This window comes from Nonomuraea sp. NPDC002799 (assembly GCF_053592075.1).
On record NZ_JBSFVA010000021.1, the window covers coordinates 96,781 to 115,382 of the forward strand.

19 protein-coding genes are annotated in these 18,602 nt (G+C 70.8%); 9 read left to right on the forward strand and 10 right to left on the reverse strand.

Annotated elements, in window-relative coordinates:
* Both ACWD0F_RS32350 and ACWD0F_RS32355 read right to left on the reverse strand, forming a co-directional pair.
* Window positions 1-909, reverse strand: coding sequence for a PhzF family phenazine biosynthesis protein (locus ACWD0F_RS32350; protein WP_449882200.1), 909 nt, complete (start codon window positions 907-909; stop codon window positions 1-3).
* Between the two features lie 29 nt (window positions 910-938).
* Window positions 939-1,877 carry an ornithine cyclodeaminase family protein gene (locus ACWD0F_RS32355; RefSeq protein ID WP_449882203.1) on the reverse strand — a complete coding sequence of 313 codons (939 nt, stop codon included), beginning with the start codon at window positions 1,875-1,877 and terminating at the stop codon, window positions 939-941.
* Window positions 1,878-1,967: 90 nt separating this feature from the next.
* Between ACWD0F_RS32355 and ACWD0F_RS32360 the strand changes: the two genes are divergently transcribed.
* Together ACWD0F_RS32360 and ACWD0F_RS32365 are read left to right on the forward strand one after the other, a co-directional pair.
* Window positions 1,968-3,392 carry an aminotransferase-like domain-containing protein gene (locus ACWD0F_RS32360; protein WP_449882205.1) on the forward strand — a complete coding sequence of 475 codons (1,425 nt, stop codon included), beginning with the start codon at window positions 1,968-1,970 and terminating at the stop codon, window positions 3,390-3,392.
* A gap of 291 nt (window positions 3,393-3,683) precedes the next feature.
* Window positions 3,684-4,145 (forward strand): hypothetical protein, encoded by a 462-nt coding sequence (locus tag ACWD0F_RS32365; RefSeq protein ID WP_449882208.1) that lies wholly within the window; start codon window positions 3,684-3,686, stop codon window positions 4,143-4,145.
* Here ACWD0F_RS32365 and ACWD0F_RS32370 read toward each other — a convergent pair.
* Window positions 4,142-4,783, reverse strand: a complete 642-nt coding sequence (locus tag ACWD0F_RS32370) for a gamma carbonic anhydrase family protein (RefSeq protein WP_449882211.1) — start codon at window positions 4,781-4,783, stop codon at window positions 4,142-4,144. The genes ACWD0F_RS32365 and ACWD0F_RS32370 overlap by 4 nt on opposite strands.
* Window positions 4,784-5,167: 384 nt before the next feature.
* Between ACWD0F_RS32370 and ACWD0F_RS32375 the strand changes: the two genes are divergently transcribed.
* The 4 genes from ACWD0F_RS32375 to ACWD0F_RS32390 all read left to right on the forward strand — a co-directional run bounded on the left by ACWD0F_RS32375 (window position 5,168) and on the right by ACWD0F_RS32390 (window position 7,481).
* Entirely contained in the window at window positions 5,168-5,542 is a 375-nt protein-coding gene (locus ACWD0F_RS32375) for a GntR family transcriptional regulator (RefSeq protein WP_449882213.1), read from the forward strand.
* Complete coding sequence (locus tag ACWD0F_RS32380; RefSeq protein WP_449882215.1) at window positions 5,539-6,444, forward strand: ABC transporter ATP-binding protein; 906 nt, start codon at window positions 5,539-5,541, stop codon at window positions 6,442-6,444. The genes ACWD0F_RS32375 and ACWD0F_RS32380 overlap by 4 nt, the downstream gene beginning before the upstream one ends.
* A complete protein-coding gene (locus ACWD0F_RS32385; RefSeq protein WP_449882217.1) occupies window positions 6,441-7,136 on the forward strand; it encodes a hypothetical protein in 696 nt (231 codons plus the stop codon). Before ACWD0F_RS32380 ends, ACWD0F_RS32385 begins: the two co-directional genes overlap by 4 nt.
* A gap of 111 nt (window positions 7,137-7,247) precedes the next feature.
* Window positions 7,248-7,481, forward strand: a complete 234-nt coding sequence (locus ACWD0F_RS32390; protein ID WP_449882220.1) for a hypothetical protein — start codon at window positions 7,248-7,250, stop codon at window positions 7,479-7,481.
* A gap of 376 nt (window positions 7,482-7,857) precedes the next feature.
* Here ACWD0F_RS32390 and ACWD0F_RS32395 read toward each other — a convergent pair whose 3' ends face one another.
* From ACWD0F_RS32395 to ACWD0F_RS32405, 3 genes are all read right to left on the reverse strand, one after another.
* Window positions 7,858-8,463, reverse strand: a complete 606-nt coding sequence (locus ACWD0F_RS32395) for a hypothetical protein (RefSeq protein ID WP_449882222.1) — start codon at window positions 8,461-8,463, stop codon at window positions 7,858-7,860.
* 84 nt (window positions 8,464-8,547) lie between these two features.
* Window positions 8,548-9,138, reverse strand: coding sequence for a hypothetical protein (locus ACWD0F_RS32400; protein ID WP_449882225.1), 591 nt, complete (start codon window positions 9,136-9,138; stop codon window positions 8,548-8,550).
* Window positions 9,101-10,309 carry an MFS transporter gene (locus tag ACWD0F_RS32405; protein WP_449882228.1) on the reverse strand — a complete coding sequence of 403 codons (1,209 nt, stop codon included), beginning with the start codon at window positions 10,307-10,309 and terminating at the stop codon, window positions 9,101-9,103. The genes ACWD0F_RS32400 and ACWD0F_RS32405 overlap by 38 nt, the downstream gene beginning before the upstream one ends.
* 59 nt (window positions 10,310-10,368) lie before the next feature.
* On the opposite strand from ACWD0F_RS32405, the gene ACWD0F_RS32410 reads away from it, so the two are divergent.
* A complete protein-coding gene (locus ACWD0F_RS32410; RefSeq protein WP_449882231.1) occupies window positions 10,369-11,331 on the forward strand; it encodes an ArsR family transcriptional regulator in 963 nt (320 codons plus the stop codon).
* Window positions 11,332-11,342: 11 nt separating this feature from the next.
* Here the strand turns inward: ACWD0F_RS32410 and ACWD0F_RS32415 are convergent, their stop codons facing one another.
* A complete protein-coding gene (locus tag ACWD0F_RS32415) occupies window positions 11,343-12,164 on the reverse strand; it encodes a class I SAM-dependent methyltransferase (protein WP_449882234.1) in 822 nt (273 codons plus the stop codon).
* A 61-nt stretch (window positions 12,165-12,225) separates the two neighbouring features.
* On the opposite strand from ACWD0F_RS32415, the gene ACWD0F_RS32420 reads away from it, so the two are divergent.
* Both ACWD0F_RS32420 and ACWD0F_RS32425 read left to right on the forward strand, forming a co-directional pair.
* Complete coding sequence (locus tag ACWD0F_RS32420) at window positions 12,226-12,825, forward strand: TetR/AcrR family transcriptional regulator (protein ID WP_449882237.1); 600 nt, start codon at window positions 12,226-12,228, stop codon at window positions 12,823-12,825.
* Between the two features lie 200 nt (window positions 12,826-13,025).
* Window positions 13,026-15,371: a hypothetical protein gene (locus tag ACWD0F_RS32425; protein ID WP_449882240.1), complete on the forward strand. Its 2,346-nt coding sequence runs from the start codon at window positions 13,026-13,028 to the stop codon at window positions 15,369-15,371.
* 58 nt (window positions 15,372-15,429) lie between these two features.
* Here ACWD0F_RS32425 and ACWD0F_RS32430 read toward each other — a convergent pair whose 3' ends face one another.
* The 3 genes from ACWD0F_RS32430 to ACWD0F_RS32440 are packed head-to-tail and all read right to left on the reverse strand — an operon-like array spanning window position 15,430 to window position 18,600.
* Window positions 15,430-16,584, reverse strand: a complete 1,155-nt coding sequence (locus ACWD0F_RS32430) for a phospholipase D-like domain-containing protein (RefSeq protein ID WP_449882243.1) — start codon at window positions 16,582-16,584, stop codon at window positions 15,430-15,432.
* 11 nt (window positions 16,585-16,595) lie between these two features.
* Window positions 16,596-17,612, reverse strand: coding sequence for an ABC transporter ATP-binding protein (locus tag ACWD0F_RS32435; protein ID WP_449882245.1), 1,017 nt, complete (start codon window positions 17,610-17,612; stop codon window positions 16,596-16,598).
* Window positions 17,596-18,600, reverse strand: a complete 1,005-nt coding sequence (locus ACWD0F_RS32440) for an ABC transporter ATP-binding protein (protein WP_449882248.1) — start codon at window positions 18,598-18,600, stop codon at window positions 17,596-17,598. The genes ACWD0F_RS32435 and ACWD0F_RS32440 overlap by 17 nt, the downstream gene beginning before the upstream one ends.
* Between the last annotated feature and the right edge of the window lie 2 nt (window positions 18,601-18,602).

Below are 18,602 nucleotides of genomic sequence, written 5' to 3' on the forward strand. Positions count from 1 at the left end.
CTAACGGAGTGCCGGAGGGCCATCCATGGTGCCCGTCCCGGTGAGGCACACATGACCGCTCAGCCTGACTCCATCGATCCTGTCCGCCTCGCCCGCCAGGTCGACACGCATGATGCTGGGCCGGTTCAGGAAACGGCCTTGGGCCAGCTCGATCGTCTTGTTCATGTCGGCCAGCCGGTAACGGGCGATATAGGAGGCCGCAGGTCCGGACGCGCTTCCGGTGGCGATGTCCTCGACGCTCCCGTCATTGACCCAGTTGCGACCCTCCCGGTTTTCCGGATCCAGGACGTAGCAGAGCAGGGCGCCTGCTTCGGCGAGCACTTCACCGAAGATGGCCGTGCCTATTCGCGCCCGCGCCAACGCGTCGGGGCGGACGGGAACGATGAGATACCGCAGGCCCGTACTGACCCATCGCACAGGAAGCTCGGGAACCAGGTCATCCGGCTCCAGACTCAGGGCCTGCGCCACCCGCGATCGATAATGGTCGTCCATCACGGGGCCGAATGCGGGAGTGCCCTGCTCCATGGAGACGTCGTACCCGCCCCTCCCGTCCGGGAGGCTGCGTACGGATACGGCCCGCGTGCCCAGGCGCAACGTCCATTGTTGTTCGTGGGCGGCGGCGCCATGCCGTTCATGAAGGACGGCAGCCGCTCCGAGAACCGGATGGCCGGCGAACTCGAGCTCCCTGTCCACCACGAAGATCCTGGTCTCGAAGGTGGTTGGATCCGGTGTCGGCCACAGGTAGGCCGACTCGAACTGCCGCACCTCGGTGGTGACCCGCATCAGTTGCGACTGCGACAGCCGTGGCGGGTCAACGAAAACCGCGACGCCATTGCCCTCATATCGGCGCTCGGCGAAGACGTCCGCGAGACGGTAGCCGAAGGACTCAGCACTCACCGCAATATCCATCCAATCTGGCAGTGTGACGTGAACAGGTTCTACGGGACGCGCTCGAGTACGACCTCCGCAGCGGCGAGGTCCTGAACTCCGATGCCCGTCAATTTGGCGATCGTGATCTCGTCCGGCTTCCTGCGGACCGGATTCATCCACAACGTGCCGAGCTCGACCAGGCTCGCCGCGTCCAGGGCCCCGGCGCCGACGGCACCGCGAAGCTCCCCGACCTCCAAGTTCTGGGCAATCGAGTCGACGTAGACTCTGTCCGCCCGGGCGAACGCGGTGGCGTCCAGCTCCCGCTTGGCCAGGTCGTCGGCGCCGAGGGCAGTCACATGGTGGCCCGGACGCAGCCATTCACCCCTCAGAAACGGTTCGGTGCTCGCCGTCGCCGTGATCACCGATTGCGCCTCGGCCACGGCCCGCGCCAAGTCGGACACGGCCACGACGTTGACTCGCGGCAGCATCATGCGGAGTTCCGCAGCCATACGGCCGACTCGCTCCGTCCTGCGCCCCCAGATCAGCAATCTCGAGAACTCCTGGACCGAGGCGAACGCCTGCACCTGCAGCCGCGCCTGCTGCCCGGTCCCCGCGACCAGCAAAGTGCGTGTGGGCGGTGCCAGCAGCTGCGCTGAGATGGCCCCGACTGCTGCGGTACGCCAGCCGGTCAGCCTGCCACCGTCGTCCTGAATGAGCACGACAGGCTGTCCGGAGTCCACATCGAACAACGTGACGGTGGCGTGCGCGGCAGGAAGACCGCGAGCGGCGTTGGCAGGGACGTTGGTGACGACTTTGACGGACCAGCGCCTCCCGCCTCGCAGCACGGCGGCCTTGATGTGCGTTTCCCCGCCGGGCACCTCGAACAGCGACATCGGTGCGGCGAGCACGTCTCCCCGGCTGTAGGCGGCCAGGGCACGGCCCATCGGCTCCACGAAGTCCACCAGCTCCAGGGCGGCCTTGACCTGTTCCGACGTGATGACCCGCACCGCTGTCTCCTCTGCTGTCTGTGACGTCCTCACCTTGTCACCGCTCAGCCGCCGCTGGACATGCCACTTGCGAGATAGTGGACTGGTCGGGTGCGAATCTCCTCATCAAACCTCGTCACGCTGCTGGGTTCGTGGCGCTCGCCGGCCGGGCTCGCCGAAGGTTTGGCCGACCGCCTGGCGGGCCTCATCCTCGACGGGCGTCTGCCTACCGGCACCCGGCTGCCCGCCGAGCGGCCGCTGGCGCACGACCTGCAGATCAGCCGCGCAACTGTCGTCTGCGCACTGGCCCATCTGCGAGATCGCGGGTTCCTGACCACACGCCATGGCTCCGGCACCGTCGTGAGGCTCCCTCCGGACGCCGCGCTTGAGTCCATGGCGCCCTGGACGGCTCCCATCACGTCAGAACGATCCCGGCAGGAGATCGATTGGTCCGCGGCGGCTCCCTCAGCGCCCCCGCCAGAAGTGCACGCTGCCTTTCATGCCGCACTCGACCGGCTGGCGTTCACCGGAACGGGCTACAGTGCCGCGGGGTTGGCAGAGCTCCGCGTCGCGATCGCCCATCTCTACTCCAGCCGGGGCCTGGACACGGATGCCGACCAGATATGCGTCACCACAGGCGCACAACAAGCCATGAACCTGGTGATCCGAACGAGTCTCAATGCGCTCGACAGGGTGCTGATCGAGTCTCCGACCTACCCCGGCGCTCTTGATGCGTTCCGTGCCCACAACGCACGGTTCGAGGCGGTCGCGGTCGACGGCGAATGGTCCCTCCCGGCGTTGCTCGCAGGGTTGCGGAACCCCAGGGTGAGCCTCGCCTACCTCATGCCCGGGCTGCACAATCCGACCGGGCTCTCGATGGATGCGACGCAGCGTGAAGCGCTTCGCCAGGCGACCCGGACAACACGGGCGCTGATCTTGGTGGACGACACCCTCACCGATCTCGCGCCGCCCTCGGACGGGGCGATCCTCCGGTTTCACCGGTCCGCCCAGATCGTACGCATCGGCTCCCTCAGCAAGACCGTCTGGGGAGGTCTGCGAGTGGGCTGGGCGCGCACGGACCGGGCAACGGCACATCGACTCGCGTCCGAGAAGAGCAGATCCGACCTGGGAACACCGACGCTCGAGCAGATCGCCGCAACCCTCCTCCTCAAGGACTATCCCGCTCTTCTCAAGGTGCGCCGCCGACACCTCTCCGAGGCCACCGACACGCTCACGGCGTCCCTGGCCGCGGCCGCTCCTTCACTGCAGGTGTCGCCGGACGCCAGCGGTCCCAGTCTGTGGTGCCGCCTGCCCCCGGACGTGACGAGCTCGGATCTCGTCGCGACCGCGAGCCGCCACGGTCTGCGACTCGTCGATGCGGCGCGCTTCAGCCCCGACCGCCTGGTGCACCGCCGTCTGCGCCTCCCGCTGGACATTCCACCCAGTATGCGTCCAGAGGCAGTCCGCAGGCTGAGCCGGGCGCTTGAGGAAGTGACGACCGAGAAGGCACCCCGGAGATCGGCCACTCGCCCCTGAGCTCACGATTCTGAGAGAAGATCACTAATACGCGGGTTGAGCAATGGCGAGATTGCCTGTCTCAGTTTCGAAGGGAGTCGTTTCTCGGTGAACGGGCGGGATGCCTCCGGGAGGGAGGGACCCGGGCCGACCGCCTGGAAGGGAATGGCGAGCAAGGCCACACCTACGGCCGCGGCGGTGCCCTGGCCTGCCTCGCCGCCTACGACGTCCACCGCGCCCGGGCAGCAGATGTGGATCTTACCGGCTGGGCCTACCGCACCGCTGTCGCGGGCGACCAGGCAGGATGGCCCCATGCCCACCGTGCCGAAGTCGACCAAGACCTCCCTCGCCCAGAGGCTGACCGCGCGAGCCCGCACCGCCTGGCCGCAGTTCTCCGGCCTGGACGTCCGATACCGCGGCCAGTTCGCCTACGTCAACGGCGAACTGCCCGACGGTGAGAGCACCAAGCTCATGCGCCTGCGCTACGGCGGATCCGCCAGGCCCCGGTCCGCGCTGGTGAATGTCACCTCGGCGATCTTCGCCACGGGCATGCTCTGCGCGGATAACAGCACCATCTGCGCCCGGCGCCAGGTCACCACCGACCCGGTGCCCCTACGGATGATCCGCAGCAGCCGCCTGCCCTCGTCGTCATCGATCTCACGGACCCGCACGCGCTCTGCCACACCGGCACAGCTTGCCGGACGCGCGCGCCGGAGGGGAATCCGGACGGCGCGTCACCTCACCACAGCACAAGGGTCGCTGATGCGGCGCTAGCCGAGATTCAGAACCTCATCGTCCGCGTGCGTGCCGAACTCGGCGACGCGCACCTCCGCGATGTGCTCGTACCGGCTGATCCGGTCGGTCCACTCCGCGTCGACGCCGAACGCCACCTGCGCGAAGCCCACCCGCCTGACGGCCTCGGCCAGGCCCGGATCGCCAGGGGCCAGCAGCCGCACCGGCGCGTCAAGCGCCACGGTGTGCGGCGGCACGAAGTACTCGTCCGGCAGAACGGTGCGCGCATGGACGAGCGCGCCGACAGCGACAACCGAGCCGGCCCCCAACCGTGCGCACTGCAGGACCGTCGCCGCGGTCGCCACATAGGCGCACCTGCCGACCTCGCAGCCCAGCAGCGTGGCATGCGGCCCCACGAAGACGTGGTCGTCGACAAGCACCGGCTGATCGCCGGCGACCGCAGACCCGCGCAACACTGCGTTCTCGCAGATCACCGCCGCCTCCCCGACCTCGATCCGAGATCCCTCGGCATCGAGCACCGCACCGTACATCACCCGCGCCCTCGGCCCCACGCGGACATCACCGACGAGCGTGGCCGTCGGGGCAACGTAGGCGGTGGGATGGACCTGCGGTTCATGCCCGCGGTGCCGGATGCGGATTCCCTGCGCTTCAGCGATCACGAGCGGATTCTCGCCCGACCGACCGCGAGCATGCTGGCGGATTTCGGACGTCGCGTTAGCCGAGACATGTGCCATCCGCGATCTGAGGCACTACAGGGCGAACGTTGGTTGATACGGCACTAGCGGTCGTTGCTGGTGGGGCTCAGGCGGTGGAGCTCATCGGGCAGGTCGAGTCCTACCTCAGGACGGTCGGTGGGCTCGGACCGCAGCTGCGTCGAGACGACGCCGCCCACGCATCCCCGGCTGCCTTTTCCTGAGCGGGAAACGGGTCCCGGCGCTGCCGCCGGCTGAGGTCGCGGGACGCCCGGGCGGCTTGACAGCCGCGGCGCAAGGTTGCATGGTTAGCTACACATGTAGCTAACCAGTTGGGCGGCTAAGCCGACGATGGACGACGACCGACCGATCTTCCTTCAGATCGCCGAGCTGATCGAGAACTCGATCATCGACGGGTCGCTGGCGGAGGAGGCCCAGGTCCCGTCCACCAACGAGCTTGTCGCCTTTCACCGGATCAACCCGGCCACCGCGGCCAAGGGCGTCAACCAACTCGTGTCGGAGGGAACGCTCTACAAGCGACGCGGCATCGGCATGTTCGTCGCCGGTGGCGCCCGGGCCAGGCTGCGCGAGCGGCGACGGGAACGGTTCACCGAACAGTACGTGGGACCCCTGCTCGCCGAGGCGCGCAAGCTCGGCATCGGCCACGACGAGCTGATGAAGATGATCGATTCATTCGGTGCGGTTGTCGGGAGGGATCTGGGATGACGGCGGTGGTAACCGCACACGGGGTGACCAAGCGCTTTGGTGACGTCACGGCGCTCGATGACGTGAGCTTCGCGCTGGCCGAGCACACGATCTACGGCCTGCTCGGGCGCAACGGGGCGGGCAAGACCACCCTGATGCAGATCCTCACCGGGCAGGCGTTCGCGTCGTCGGGGAACGTGTCGGTCTTCGACGCGCCACCGGTGGAGAACCCGGCCGTCCTGTCGAAGGTCTGTTTCGTCCGGGAGAGCCAGCGCTACCCCCACGTCTACACCGTGCGCCACGTCTTTCGCACCGCACGCCGGCTGTTTGCGAACTGGGACGACACGTTCGCGCACGGCCTCGCCGCGGACTTCCAGTTACCGGCCGGGCGGCTGGTCCGCAGGCTCTCGCGGGGCATGCTGTCGGCCCTCGGCGTGACCGTCGGGCTGGCCGCGCGGGCGCCCCTGACGTTCTTCGACGAGCCGTACCTCGGGCTCGACCCGGCCGCCCGGCAGCTTTTCTACGACCGCCTGCTCGCCGACTACGCCGGGCATCCCCGCACCGTGGTGCTGTCCACCCACCTCATCGACGAGGTGAGCGATCTGGTCGAGCGGGTGCTGCTCATCGACCGTGGCCGGCTGCTGCTCGATGAGGACGCCGACGACCTGCGCGGGCGGGCGGTGGCGGCCACCGGACGGGCGGAGGCCGTGGACGGGTTCGCCGCCGGACGCACCGAGTTGCACCGCGAGCGGATGAGCGGCCTGGTCCGGTCGACCGTCCTCGGTGGGCTCGGACCGCACGCGAAGGCGCTCGCGCAGGCGCTGAACGTCGAGCTGGAGCCGCTGTCGTTGCAGCAACTCGTGGTCCGCCTGACCGTACCGCCGACGACAACGGCGCCGGCGGACCGGGAGGCCGCCCGATGAACCGCATCCGTCAGGTGGCCCGTCTCCAGATGCCGGCCTGGCCGCAGATCCTGGGCTGGACGTGGAGCATGATGGCCGTCACGTTCGGCATCAACCTGTTGACCTTCATGGCGAACTACGACCCGGGCGACGGCGTGACGAACACCGGCGGCCTGGTCAGCCTGTGCGGCGTCGCGATCGGGATGGCCACCGTCTCGGTCACCCAGATCTTCCCGTACGCGCTGGGCATGAGCGTGACCCGCCGGGAGTTCTACCTGGCCTGGTCGCTGCTCGCGGTCGTCCAGTCGGTGGTCTACGCGCTGGTGCTCTGCCTGCTGCGCGCCGTGGAACAGGCCACCGGCTACTGGGGGATGGGGATGCGCTTCTTCGGCCTGCCGTTCATGGATGACGCCAACCCGGTGCTGCTCCTGCTCGGGTACGCGGTACCCATGCTGGTCGTGACCCACCTCGGGATCCTGCTCGGCACGTTGTACCTGCGCTGGGGCACCACCGGCGTCCTCGCCAGCCTCACCCTGGCGTTCACAGCGCTCGGGCTGGCCGCCGCGCTGATCACGTGGACCCGGCAATGGCACGCGATCGGCCGCTGGTTGCTCGACCAGTCCCCCACGGCGCTGCTCGCCGGCTGGCCGGTCCTGGTGGCCGCCGCGTTCGCGGTCGGCGGGTACAGGCTCATCCGCCGTGCCACGGCGTAGGCGCGGCGGGCACTCGGCCGCTCCGGACGCCGGACAACGCGAACGCCAACTCCGCCGTGATGGGCCGCCAGATTGTCAGCCCTGTCCGCCCCCGTCCTTGGGAGAGATGCAATGACGAGCAACAACACGCCCCCGCCCGCCGCAGGTCTCGGAATCTGGGCAAATCTCGGGATCTGGATCGCATTTGGCGCTGCCTTCGGCCTCCTCGTCGGCGTCGTCGTCGGGGGTTTTTTCGACAACGTCACTTACGGTGTCGGGCTAGGTTCGTCCTTCGGTCCGGGCCTGGGTGTGGCCGCCTGGGCCGTCTTCATCGCGCCGCGAAGGAATGCCCGCCGCGACTCCTGAGCGTCGCGCCCGAGTATCGGCTACGGGGTCGTAGGCGCCACCGGGAAGTCCAGGAAGCAACGCAACGGCGCTGGCGATGGTGGTCGCGTCAGATGATCGCGCCCCGGCGGGCCGAGATCTGGTGGCGGTTGAGTTGGATCAGCAGCCGGCGCGGAGCGCGGCACCACCATGGCGATGTGGTATCGGTACAGCTTGGTCGAACCGACGCCAGGCCAAGCGGTGTTCCATACTCGGCTCAGACTCAGCGTCATCGACGCAGCCGGCGGTCCAGGCGCTCCCGGCGTCGCGGCTGCCGTCATAGCACTCGCCGACCGGATCGTCGACTGGGCGGATGGCTACGCTGCCCGTCGTGTTGAGGTGTGACCAGGTCTCGCGGTCATAGGTCTTCGACGTAGTCGGCGGCGATGTCGTCGGGTGGGTTGGTGTACAGGCGCAGGTAGCGGTCGTTGGCGTGGCCGAGGCGGCGCTCGAGTTCGGCGCGGTTGTGGCCGGAGGCCTGCGACAGGCCGAGCGCCTGGCGGGCGTCGCGGCCCAGGAACACGGTGCGGCTGGTGCGGCCCTTGCCGCGCAGGCCGACAAGGCGCGCCTTCTTGGCCTGGCGCAGCCGCTCGGGGGCGGCCGGCTCCAGCTGGTCCAGGTCCAGGCCGACCAGCTCCGCGCGGCGCAGCCCGGTGCCGAACAGCAGGTAGATGATGGCCCGGTCGCGCAGCGGGCGAGCGTGGGCGTGCACCCGGGGCGTGGCGGCGCCGCGGTGACGGCGGCCCTTGAGCTCGTGGAAGGTCTCGATCCGGTCCACGACGTTCTTGACGGTGCGCACCTGGGCGGCGGCCAGCGCTCGCGGCTGCGGGGCAGGCAGTGGTAGCGGGGGGACTTTCTTGGTCGGGTCGCCGTGGCGCAGCAGCCCTTCGGGGGCGTGCGCGGTGATCCAGGTGAACAGCGCTGACAGGTGCGCGAGGTGGTTGTTGACGGTCGCTGGCGCCATCGGCGCGGGCATGTTGTCGCGGCCGCGGTTGCCGGCGGCGGAGCAGCCGGGCGGGCGGAGCAGGGTCGCGCGGGCGATCGGCGGTCAGGCGTCAGACCGGTCGAGGACGATGACGGGTGCGTCCACCACGTCCACCTCGTCGCTCTCGACACCCATCCCGGTGGCCGCCTCGATGAAGGCGAAGGCCGCACTGCGCTTGCCGCGGTAGTCCTCACCGCCGAGGTCGTCGAGCATGGCACGGAACCCGGCCAGGACGCTCGGGTCGCCGTCCTCGATGGCGAAATCGACGAACACGAAGTCGCGCATGCTCGCCCTGATCTCCCCGTCCTCGGCGTACAGGATCGTCCAGCCGCCGTTGAAGTGCCAGGTCGTCATCCACAGGCGGGCGTTCGCGCTGAGCTCGGTGAGGATGTGGCCGGGGGTGGGATACCCGTAACAGAACTCCAGGAAGCCCCAGACGCCTTCGCCTTCGAAGACGAGGAGCACCGGGCGGTCCTCCATCGAGGCCTCCTCCCTGGGGTCCTCCATGACGCGCCGCTCGGGATCACGGCCGCCGTTCAGGCGCCGCAGGAGATCGTCCGTCGTGGGCTCGCCGAGAGGCCGCACGACGATCCAGGACAACGCGGTCTCCAGCCACTCATTCGCCGCGAAGAGGCTGCGGTAATGGTCGATCACGTGACTCCTCCCGCCGAACCCACCGTAACCCGCCCGCCAGCGCCAGGGTGACGGCCGTGGACAGCGCCGCCATCACCGCCATGGCCGTCGCCGCCGAGGTGACCTGCGCGACCGTCCCCGCGAGCGCGGCGCCCACGCCCTGCATGGTGAGCATGCCCGAGGAGTGCAGGCCAAGGGCGTGCCCGCTCATCTCCTCCGGCGTCAGCGCCATCAACCGCTCCTGCAGCAGCAGGCTCGCCGCGTACCCGACCGACGCCAGCGTGACGGCCGCCACCGCGACGGGCAGCGCGGGCTCCAGCGCGAAGATCAGGTACGGTACGGCCAGCAGCAGGCGCAACGGCGCGCCGAGCCGTCCCCGCCACCCGGCCGGGACGATCCGGCCCACCAGCACGTCACCCGCCAGCATGCCGGCCGCCGCCACGGCGAACAGCACCCCCGCGTGCTCCGGCGCGTAGGGGACGAAGAGCGACTCGCAACCCACGATCAGGCCGTTGGGCACCCAGAGCGCGAGGTAGACGTAACGGCGGGGCACCGATGACCACAACCGCGTGTTCGTCCGCCAGGTCGCGGCGATCGACGGCCGGCCCTCGGTCCGCGGTGGCCTGGCGCTGAGCCCGTACCGGGTCAGGACCGCCTCGGCTAGGTAGAGCGCGGCGCTGACGAGCAGCGTGCCGCGCGGGGACAGCGCGGTCACCAGCACGCCCCCCGCCGCGAACCCGCAGACCTGCAGCAGGCCGACCGTCATGTTCATCGCCGATCGGCCCAGCAGGTAACCCTGTCGCGGCAGGATCTCGTTGAGCAGTCCCCAGCGCACCCCGCCGCCCAGCGAGGCGACCAGCCCCAGCCCCAGCACGATCGCGAAGACCGCCCACACCGGCAGGCCGGGCACGGCCAGCACGGCGGTGCCCGCGCCGAAGGTCACGGCGATGCCGGTCAGCGTGGTCCTGGGCGGCAGCCGGTCGGCGGCCGACAACAACGCGGTCGCCCCGGCCACCTGCGCCAAGGAGGGGCCGAACATGCTCAACGCGGCGAGCAGCGGCGAACGCGTCGCCCCGTAAACGAGCACGCCGAGCGCCAGACCGCTCACCGTCGAGGCCGCCACCTGCGCGGACGTCGCCGCGAAGAGCGGGGTGAACTCGGGTGTGCGCAGCAGTTGTCCGTAGGTTCGCATGCCGAGATCATCATGATCCCGGCCGTCCTGCCGTTACAGTTTCGCGGGGAGGCGAAACCATGGGGTGGTGGCAGCTCAACGCCGACACGCTGGCGGGCAGCAGGTTCGTGCTCTCACCGCTGGCCGAGGCCACCGCGAGCCTGCTCGCCCTGATGTCGGGCAGGGCGGCCCACCCGGCGGAGCAGGCGTGGCTGGCCGCCCATCTGCCCGCCTACCGCGAGCAGCTCGACCCCATCACCGCGCGGCTCGTGGGGGCCGCGCTGGGGCGTGAGTGGATCGCGGACTTCTGCGTGCCCGCGCCCGCCGAGGACGAGCGGAGCTTCGCCGAGGAGCTGGATCGGATCCGCCGGACACCGCCGGAGGTCGCCCTCGCGGACGTGACCGTGTCGATGCGCGGCTCGCTGCCCGCCGAGCTCAACCGCCGCGACCTCCCCGGACGCGTCGCCGGCCTGCTGGAGTGGGTGTGGACACAGACCGTCCTGCCCGACTGGCCGCGCCGCCGCCGCGTCATGGAGGCCGACGTCGTCGCCCGCACGGCCCAGCTCGGCCAGGGCGGCTGGGCCGCGGCACTGCGGGACCTGCGCCCCGGGATGCGCTGGCTGGGCGGCGACCGCCTGCAGATCAACGCCCGCGACTATCCGCCACGGGAGATCTCCGGCGCCCGGCTGCTGTTCGTCCCTGTCACCCCGGCCCAGGCCTGGGTCACCTGGGATGAGCCGCACCTGTACACCGTGATCTACCCGTGCTCGGGTGTGCTGGCCGAGCCCGGCCGGGCGCCGGTGCCCGGCGCGCTGGGCAGGCTGCTCGGTCCCGCCCGGGCCGGAGTTCTCGTTCTCCTTGACAGCCCGAAGAGCACCACCCAGCTCGTGGCGCTGACCGGGCAGGGCCTGGGATCGGTGGGCCGCCACCTGAAGGTGCTGCTCGACGCTCGCCTGGTGCGGCGCCGCCGGGCCGGGCGAGCGGTGCTGTACTACCGGACGGAGGCCGGTGAGCTGCTGGTGCGGGCGCAGGGCCAGGGGTGAGGGCCTGCGAGCTATGCGGTGCGTGCCGCCGTGACCGCCACCGTGGCGTAGGACATCGTGAAGCCGCCGCCCATGGCGTCGATCGCGGCGCCGGTGTCCTCCAGGACGCGTGCCAGCTTGCCGGGCGGGAGCTGGGTGAGCAGGCCCTGGGTGGGCAACAGGTCCAGCCACGCGTCCCGGGTGTAGGACCGCTCCCAGTCGAAGCGCCACTGCTCCGGGTCGCCGAACCCGGTCGCCGCGCGGATGCCGTCGGCGGCCTTGGTGAACAGCACCTGGTAGCCGTCCACGGCGTTCTTGGCGGGCTGGAGATCGACCGGCGAGTCGGGCACGACCTGCCGGTAGACCGCGGCGAAGGCCGCGCCGACGTCGAGCGGCAGCTGGAACACGTGCCAGAACACCGCCAGCCGGCCACCTGGCCGCAGCACCTGCGCCGCCTTGGCGGCTCCGGCGACCGGGTCCACCCAGTGCCAGGCCGTTCCGGAGACGACCGCGTCGAACGTCCGGCCGGCGGGGTCCCAGGCTTCGAACGTGGCCACTTCGACCTCGACGCCGCTGCGGCGGGCGAAGCCGGCCATCCGCGCGTCGGGTTCGACGCCGAGGACCTTGCCGCCGGCCGCTTGGAACTGCCGGGCTTCGATGCCGGTGCCGCACCCGACGTCGAGGACGTCGGGCCCGGGACTGGCGGCGACGATCCGCGCCACCAGGGCGTCGGGGTAGTGCGGGCGGGTCCGGTCGTAACGTTCGGTGTCCACGCCGAACGACTCCGCCATCTGCCGGTGTCGATGAGGTTCGGGATGGGAGGGGCCGGAGTGCCCCTGAGATAGAGTGGGCATGCGCCCACCATAGTGGGCAGGCGCCCACTCGGTCAACGGCGAGGGAAGGCTGGGACGTACGATGCCCACAGGGGTGGCTCTCCGCGACGCGCGCGAGCAACTGTTCGACGCCGCCGAGCGCATCCTGCTCAGGGACGGGCCGAACGCGCTCACCAGCCGGGCGGTCACCACGGAGGCGGGCTGCGCCAAGGGCGTCCTGCACCGGCACTTCGCCGACTTCGACGCCTTCCTCGCCGAGCTCGTGCTGGACCGCATCACCCGCATCGACCACCAGGCCGCCGCCCTGCGCGCGGCCGCGGGCACCGGCACCGTCGCCGGCAACCTCACCGGCGCGCTGACGGAGCTGTTCGGCACCGTGGCCGTGGCGATCGTCGCCCTCATCATCTTCCGCGACGACCTGCGTGTCCGGCTGCGTCAGATCAGGCCGGGCGGCGTCCCCGTGCTGACGGAGGCCGCCGCCATGATCGCCTCGTACCTCGCCGAGGAGTGCGAGCTGGGCCGCATCGCGGCGGACGCGGACGTCGACACGCTCGCGCTCGCGCTGATCGGAGGCGGGCACCTGCTGTTCGCCGGCCGGGAAGGCGCCCCGCCGGAGGCCGGAGCCGTCGACAAGGTCGTGACCACGGTCATCGCCGACGTCGTGCAGAGACGGCTGCTCTGACCGAGCCGGCGAGCCCGGGCCGGCGCGGGATCCGGCGCGCCGGCCGCTCGACCAGGACCCGGACTCCGCCTCGGAAGGCCCTGGTGCGATGTCACAGCGCCGCTATACATTGATGCGGCATTTCGCGCGCGATCTCATCCACCACTTTTCACGTCCACCGGGGACGTCTGCCTTGGCGTGCCCTGAGAAGAGGAAAATCGATGGGAAAGACGGGGAAGAACGGCTTACCCCAGATCGTCGTCGCGTTCACGGCGCTGCTCGGCACGCTGTTCGTGAGCGCGGAACCGGCCTGGGCGGGGGAGTTCGACCGCAAGCCCGAGGTGACGTGCACGTCCGAGAGCTATCCGCAGTTCGCCGACCAGATGGCCGACTTCGTCCGCATCGCGGTGAACGTGGGGACCGTCGTCAGGTTGGAAGGACTGCGTGAGCCCGGCGTCGCCTTCTACGATCACGTGACCGGCACCGAGTGCTACAGCACGACCGAGAAGTTCTTCGAGACCGGCAGCCTGGTCAAGGCGTCCATCCTGGGCGCGCTGCTGCGCCGGCCGCAGGACATCAGCGACGCCGAGCGCCCGCTGGTCGAGAAGATGATCCTGGAGTCGGACAACGACACGTCCCTCCGCCTGTGGCGCGAGGCGCTCAACTGCGGCAAGGACGACGCCGGCAACGTCCGGCCGTGCACCCTCTTCCGCGACTTCCTGGCCGCGGCGGGCATGGACAACACCTACCCCGACGACGGCGGGGCCTTCGGTGACACCCACACCACGGCGCGGGACCAGGTCAGGCTGTTCCGGCTGTTCAGCTCCGCCAACCCGGTCATCAGCGAGTCGCGCCGGGCGTACGCGCTGGACCTGCTGCGCCGCGCCGAGCCCCGCTACGGCGTGCCGACGTTCGCCCCGCCCGGCACGACGCACGCGCTCAAGGTCGGTTTCAGCAAGCTCGGCGGCGACAACCACGAATGGCGCACGAACGTGGCCGGATCCGTCACCGGCGGCAGCCAGAACTACGACTACGTCACCGCCTTCCTCAGCGACCGCAACGAGGAGATCGAGTTCCCCGGCCCCTGGGACTGGCCGTTCAACGGCATCTCCCGCGTCAACTCGCTGGCCGAGCAGATCAACTGCGGCGTCCGCGAGCTGAACGGCGACAACGGCTGCTGGGACTTCGAGGACGAGGGCTGCCAGATCTCCTCGCCCGACATGGACTGCCGGACCGACCATCCGCTGCGCTCCCACCGCAGCCAGCACTGGGTGCGGGTGGACCTCGGCGCCAAGCTCGGCTCGACCGTGCACTGGAAGCTCGTGGACGCCGCCAACGGCATCGTCGTCGACGAGGGCGACGCCGTCGGCGGGCCCAACTGCGTCTGTGACAAGACCGTCTACGGCCTGTACGGCAGCTACATCCTCAAGGTGAGCACCAACGTGGCCAACGGCGGCGACCGGGGCGCCATCTTCAACCACACGGGCGGCCCCCAGGATCCCGATCCCGACCAGCCGCCGGTCGTGTCCGCCGGACCGGACCGGACGGGCGCCGAGGGCGAGGCCATCGAGCTGACCGGCTTCGCCAACGACGACAAGGGCACGCCGGGGGTCCACTGGAGCGCCGTGCCGGGCGAGGGCGTGGACGCCGGCGCGTCCTGTGCCTTCTCGAACGCGACGGGGACGCGTACCACGGTCACCTGCGACGACGACGGGACGTTCATCCTCAAGCTGTCCGCCTACGACGGCGTCAACGCGGCGGTCGGCGACGAGGCGAAGCTGGAGCTCACGAACGTGGCCCCGGCCATCCCCACCCCCGGGATCGCGCGGGCCGCGACGGCCGCCGCGCGCACCCCGCAACCCTGGCAGGTGTTCCGCGCGGGCACGACGGTGTCGGTCAACCTGCCCTTCACCGATCCCGGCGCCAACGACACCCACACCTGCCGCACCGACTGGGACGACGGCACCACCTCCACCCGTGACGCGAGCGCCCTGACCTGCCAGGACAGCCACGTCTACACCCGTCCCGGCATGTTCACGATCAAGACGGAGGTCGCCGACGACGACACCGGCTCCGGCGACTCCGAGGTCCTGGTGATCGTCTACGATCCCGACGCGGGCTTCGGCACCCAGGGAGGCTGGCTGAACTCGCCCGCGGGTGCCGTCACCGCGGAGCCGTCCGCCGCCGGCAAGGGGCACTTCCAGTCGAACGTGAAGTACCTGCCGCACGACGAGGGCCCCGTGCCGAGCAACGGCAAGGTCTCCTTCCGGGTGGACGGCTCCGCCTTCGACCTCGACTCCGCCACCCTCGAATGGCTGGTCGTCACCCCGGACGACAAGATCGCCGTCAAGGGCACGGGGAGCGTCGGCGGGCAGCCGGGGTACGGGTTCGTCCAGTACTCCTATGACGCCGCTCCCGACGGGGTGCGGCTGGTGGTCTGGCCGCTGTCGGCGGGCGCCTATCCGGCGGACGTGCGCACGTACGACAACGTGCGCGACGCCGGGTTCGACCTGGATGTGGCCCGGCCACAGCAGATCGCCCACGGCTCCGTCCAGGCGCACAACTAGCCGGACGCCGCCCGGGCCGCCTTCTCGAATCACAGGGGACGGCGGCCCGGCCGGCGGTTCAGGAGGCGACCGGGGCCACCGACCGCATCCGCTCGAAGTTGGCCACGTACTGCCGGTAGATCGACGGATCGGTCAGCCGCAGCAGTGTCTCGTCGTTGCGGCGCAGCGACGTCTCGTTGTAGTTGTGGCTGCCGGTGAACACCACGCGCGCGTCGTGCTCGCCGTCGTAGGAGCCATCGATCAGCAGGTACTTGGAGTGCACGCGGCCGGGCAGCGCGCCGCCGTCGCCGAGGGTGCGCAGCTCGACGCGCGGCTCGGCCAGCAGCAGCCGCTTGACCTCCTCGTCCATGATCCCGTAGACGATCCGCACGGTGCAGCCCTGGGCGGCCAGGTCGCGCAGCCGCTCCGGGATCGCGATGCGGTAGGTGTCCCATTCGGACATGCCGGCGCGGATGGTCGTGCCGCGCCGGCAGGAGACGTCGCCGAGGGCGTCCACGATGGGGTCACCGCTCGCCTGCGGGAAGAACCGGGCCCGCACGCCGCGGGTCTGGACGACGCGGTTGTAGTCGAGGTTCTTGCGCTCGGCCGCCAGGTCGGCGAAGTAGCCGGCGTAGGCCGCGTACAGGCGCTTGTCGCCCGGCAGGACGACCGCGTTGTTCCAGTACGTCGAGGAGTTCAGGTCGGTGAGGTTGGCCGACGACTGCACCACCACGTCGGAGGCCCGGCCCGCGCGGGAGAACAGGTAGAACTTGTTGTGCTGGCCCTTGTTCCCGATGCACGCGGCGGTGCCGCCGGACGGCGGGCCGGTGCAGATGTGCGCCCAGGAGCCGGCCGTGGTGTCCGTGCCCAGCTCGGCCGTCAGCCGCCCGGCCACCGTGGCGCCACGGGTGTCCCCGTCGAGGACGACCTGCACGCCGACGCCACGCTGATGGGCCTTGATCAGCTCGTCGGCGAACTCGGTGCCCGCCGTGCCCGACATCACGAAGTGGGCGACCTGGACGCGCGCCCCCGCCGGCGTCTGCTTGACGAGCCCGCAGAGGGTGCGCACCAGGGCGGCGCCGTCGCCGGCCGCCGGGTCGTTGAACACCGCCCCGGCGGTCACGGGGACGGCCGGGGCGTCCGCGCAGGTGGTCGCGGCGCTCGCGGTGCCCGGTAACCCGGCCGTGGCCAGGAGGGCGCCGGTCGCGAGGATGGACAGGATCTTGCCTTGCATGGATGACTCCTTCACGAGGCGGCCGTCGTCATCCCGGAGGGGACGGCCTCGGGGAAGTGGCAGGCCACCGGATGGCCCGTGTCCCGGTCGATCAGCGCCGGCTCCTCGTCCCCGCACCGCTCCCGGGCCCGCCAGCAGCGCGTACGGAATCGGCAGCCCGACGGCGGGTTCAACGGCGAGGGGACGTCGCCGGCCAGCACGATCTCGCCGTGCTCCGCCGCGCGCCAGTCGTCCAGGCTGGGCGCGGCCGACATCAGGGCCTGCGTGTACGGGTGCGACGGGCCGCGGTAGACGTCGTCCTTGGCGCCGGTCTCGACGATCTTGCCGAGGTACATGACCGCGACCTCGTCGCAGAGGTGCCGGACGACGCCCAGGTCGTGCGAGATGAACAGGTAGGCCACGCCCAGGTCGCGCTGGAGCTCCTGGAGCAGGTTGAGTATCTGCGCGCGTACCGAGACGTCCAGCGCGGACACCGCCTCGTCGCAGACGATCAGCCGCGGCCGCACGGCCAGGGCGCGGGCGATGCTGATGCGCTGCCGCTGCCCGCCGGAGAACTGGTGCGGGTAGCGGCTCGCGTGCTCAGGACGCAGGCCGACCCGGCTCAGCAGGTCGCGCACCTCCTCGTCCCAGCGTTCGCGGGGCACCAGGCCGGGATGGATCCGCCACGCCTCCTTGATCAGGGCGGCGACGGTCATCCGCGGGTTGAGCGCCGCGTAGGGGTCCTGGAAGATGAGCTGGATGTCCTGGCGGAGCCGGCGCAGCTCCTTGGCGGGCAGCGTGGCGAGGTCGCGGCCCTCGAAGAGCACCCGGCCGCTCGACGGGCGGACCAGGCCGACGATGGTGCGGGCGATCGTGGACTTGCCGCAGCCCGACTCGCCGACCAGGCCGACGGTCTCACCGGGCCGCACGGTCAGGCTCACGCCGGCGACGGCGCGCACCTCGCCGCCCGACCGGCCGATCCCGCGCCGCAGGCGGTAGCCGGCGACCAGATCGGTCAGCTCCAGCAGGGGTTCAGCGCGCGTGGACATGAGCGATCACCTCCTCGGCGAAGTGGCAGGCGCTGGCCCGGCGCTGGCCGAGCTCGCGGGGCGCGGGATCCTGCTCCCGGCAGAGGTCCCTGGCGAACGGGCAGCGCGGGTGGAAGGAGCAGCCGCTCGGCGGCGCGGCGAGGTCGGGCGGCTGGCCCTCGATCGCCTCCAGCGGGGCCCCGCCGCCGCGGACGGAGGGCACCGCCCGCATCAGGCCCAGCGTGTACGGGTGCGCGGGCCGCTCGTAGACCTCGGCCACGGAGCCGGTCTCGACGACGCGGCCCGCGTACATGACCGCGATCCGGTCGGCCGCGCGGGCGACCACGCCGAGGTCGTGGCTGATGAGGATCATGCCGAGCCGGTCGGCCCGCTGCCGTCCGCGCAGCAGCCGCAGGATCTGCGCCTGGACGGTGACGTCCAGCGCGGTGGTGGGCTCGTCGGCGATGAGCAGCCCAGGGTCGAGCGAGAGCGCGATCGCGATCATCACGCGCTGCCGCATGCCGCCGGAGAATCGGTGCGGGTGGTCGTCGAGCCGGCGCTCGGCGTCCGGGATGCCGACCTGCGTCATCAGCTCGGCGGCCCGGCGGCGGGCCGGCGCCCTGCGCATGCCGCGGTGCCGGCGGAACATCTCGGCGATCTGGTAGCCCACGGTCAGCGACGGGTTGAGCGCGCTCAACGGGTCCTGGAAGATCATCGCGATCCGTTCGCCGCGCAGCGCGCGCCACTCGGCGTCCGGCAGGCCGACGACGTCGCGGCCCTCGATCTCGACCCGGCCGCCGGTGATCCGGGCGTTCAGGGGCACCAGGCCCATCAGGGTCTGCGCGGTCACGCTCTTGCCGCTGCCGGACTCGCCGACGATCGCCAGCGTCTCGCACGCGCCGACCTCGAACGACACCCCGCGTACGGCCCGCAGCGGGCCTCTCGGCGTGTCGAACTCCACGGCCAGGTCCTCGACCCGCAGCAGCGGGGTCGCGCTCTCGTTCGTCATCG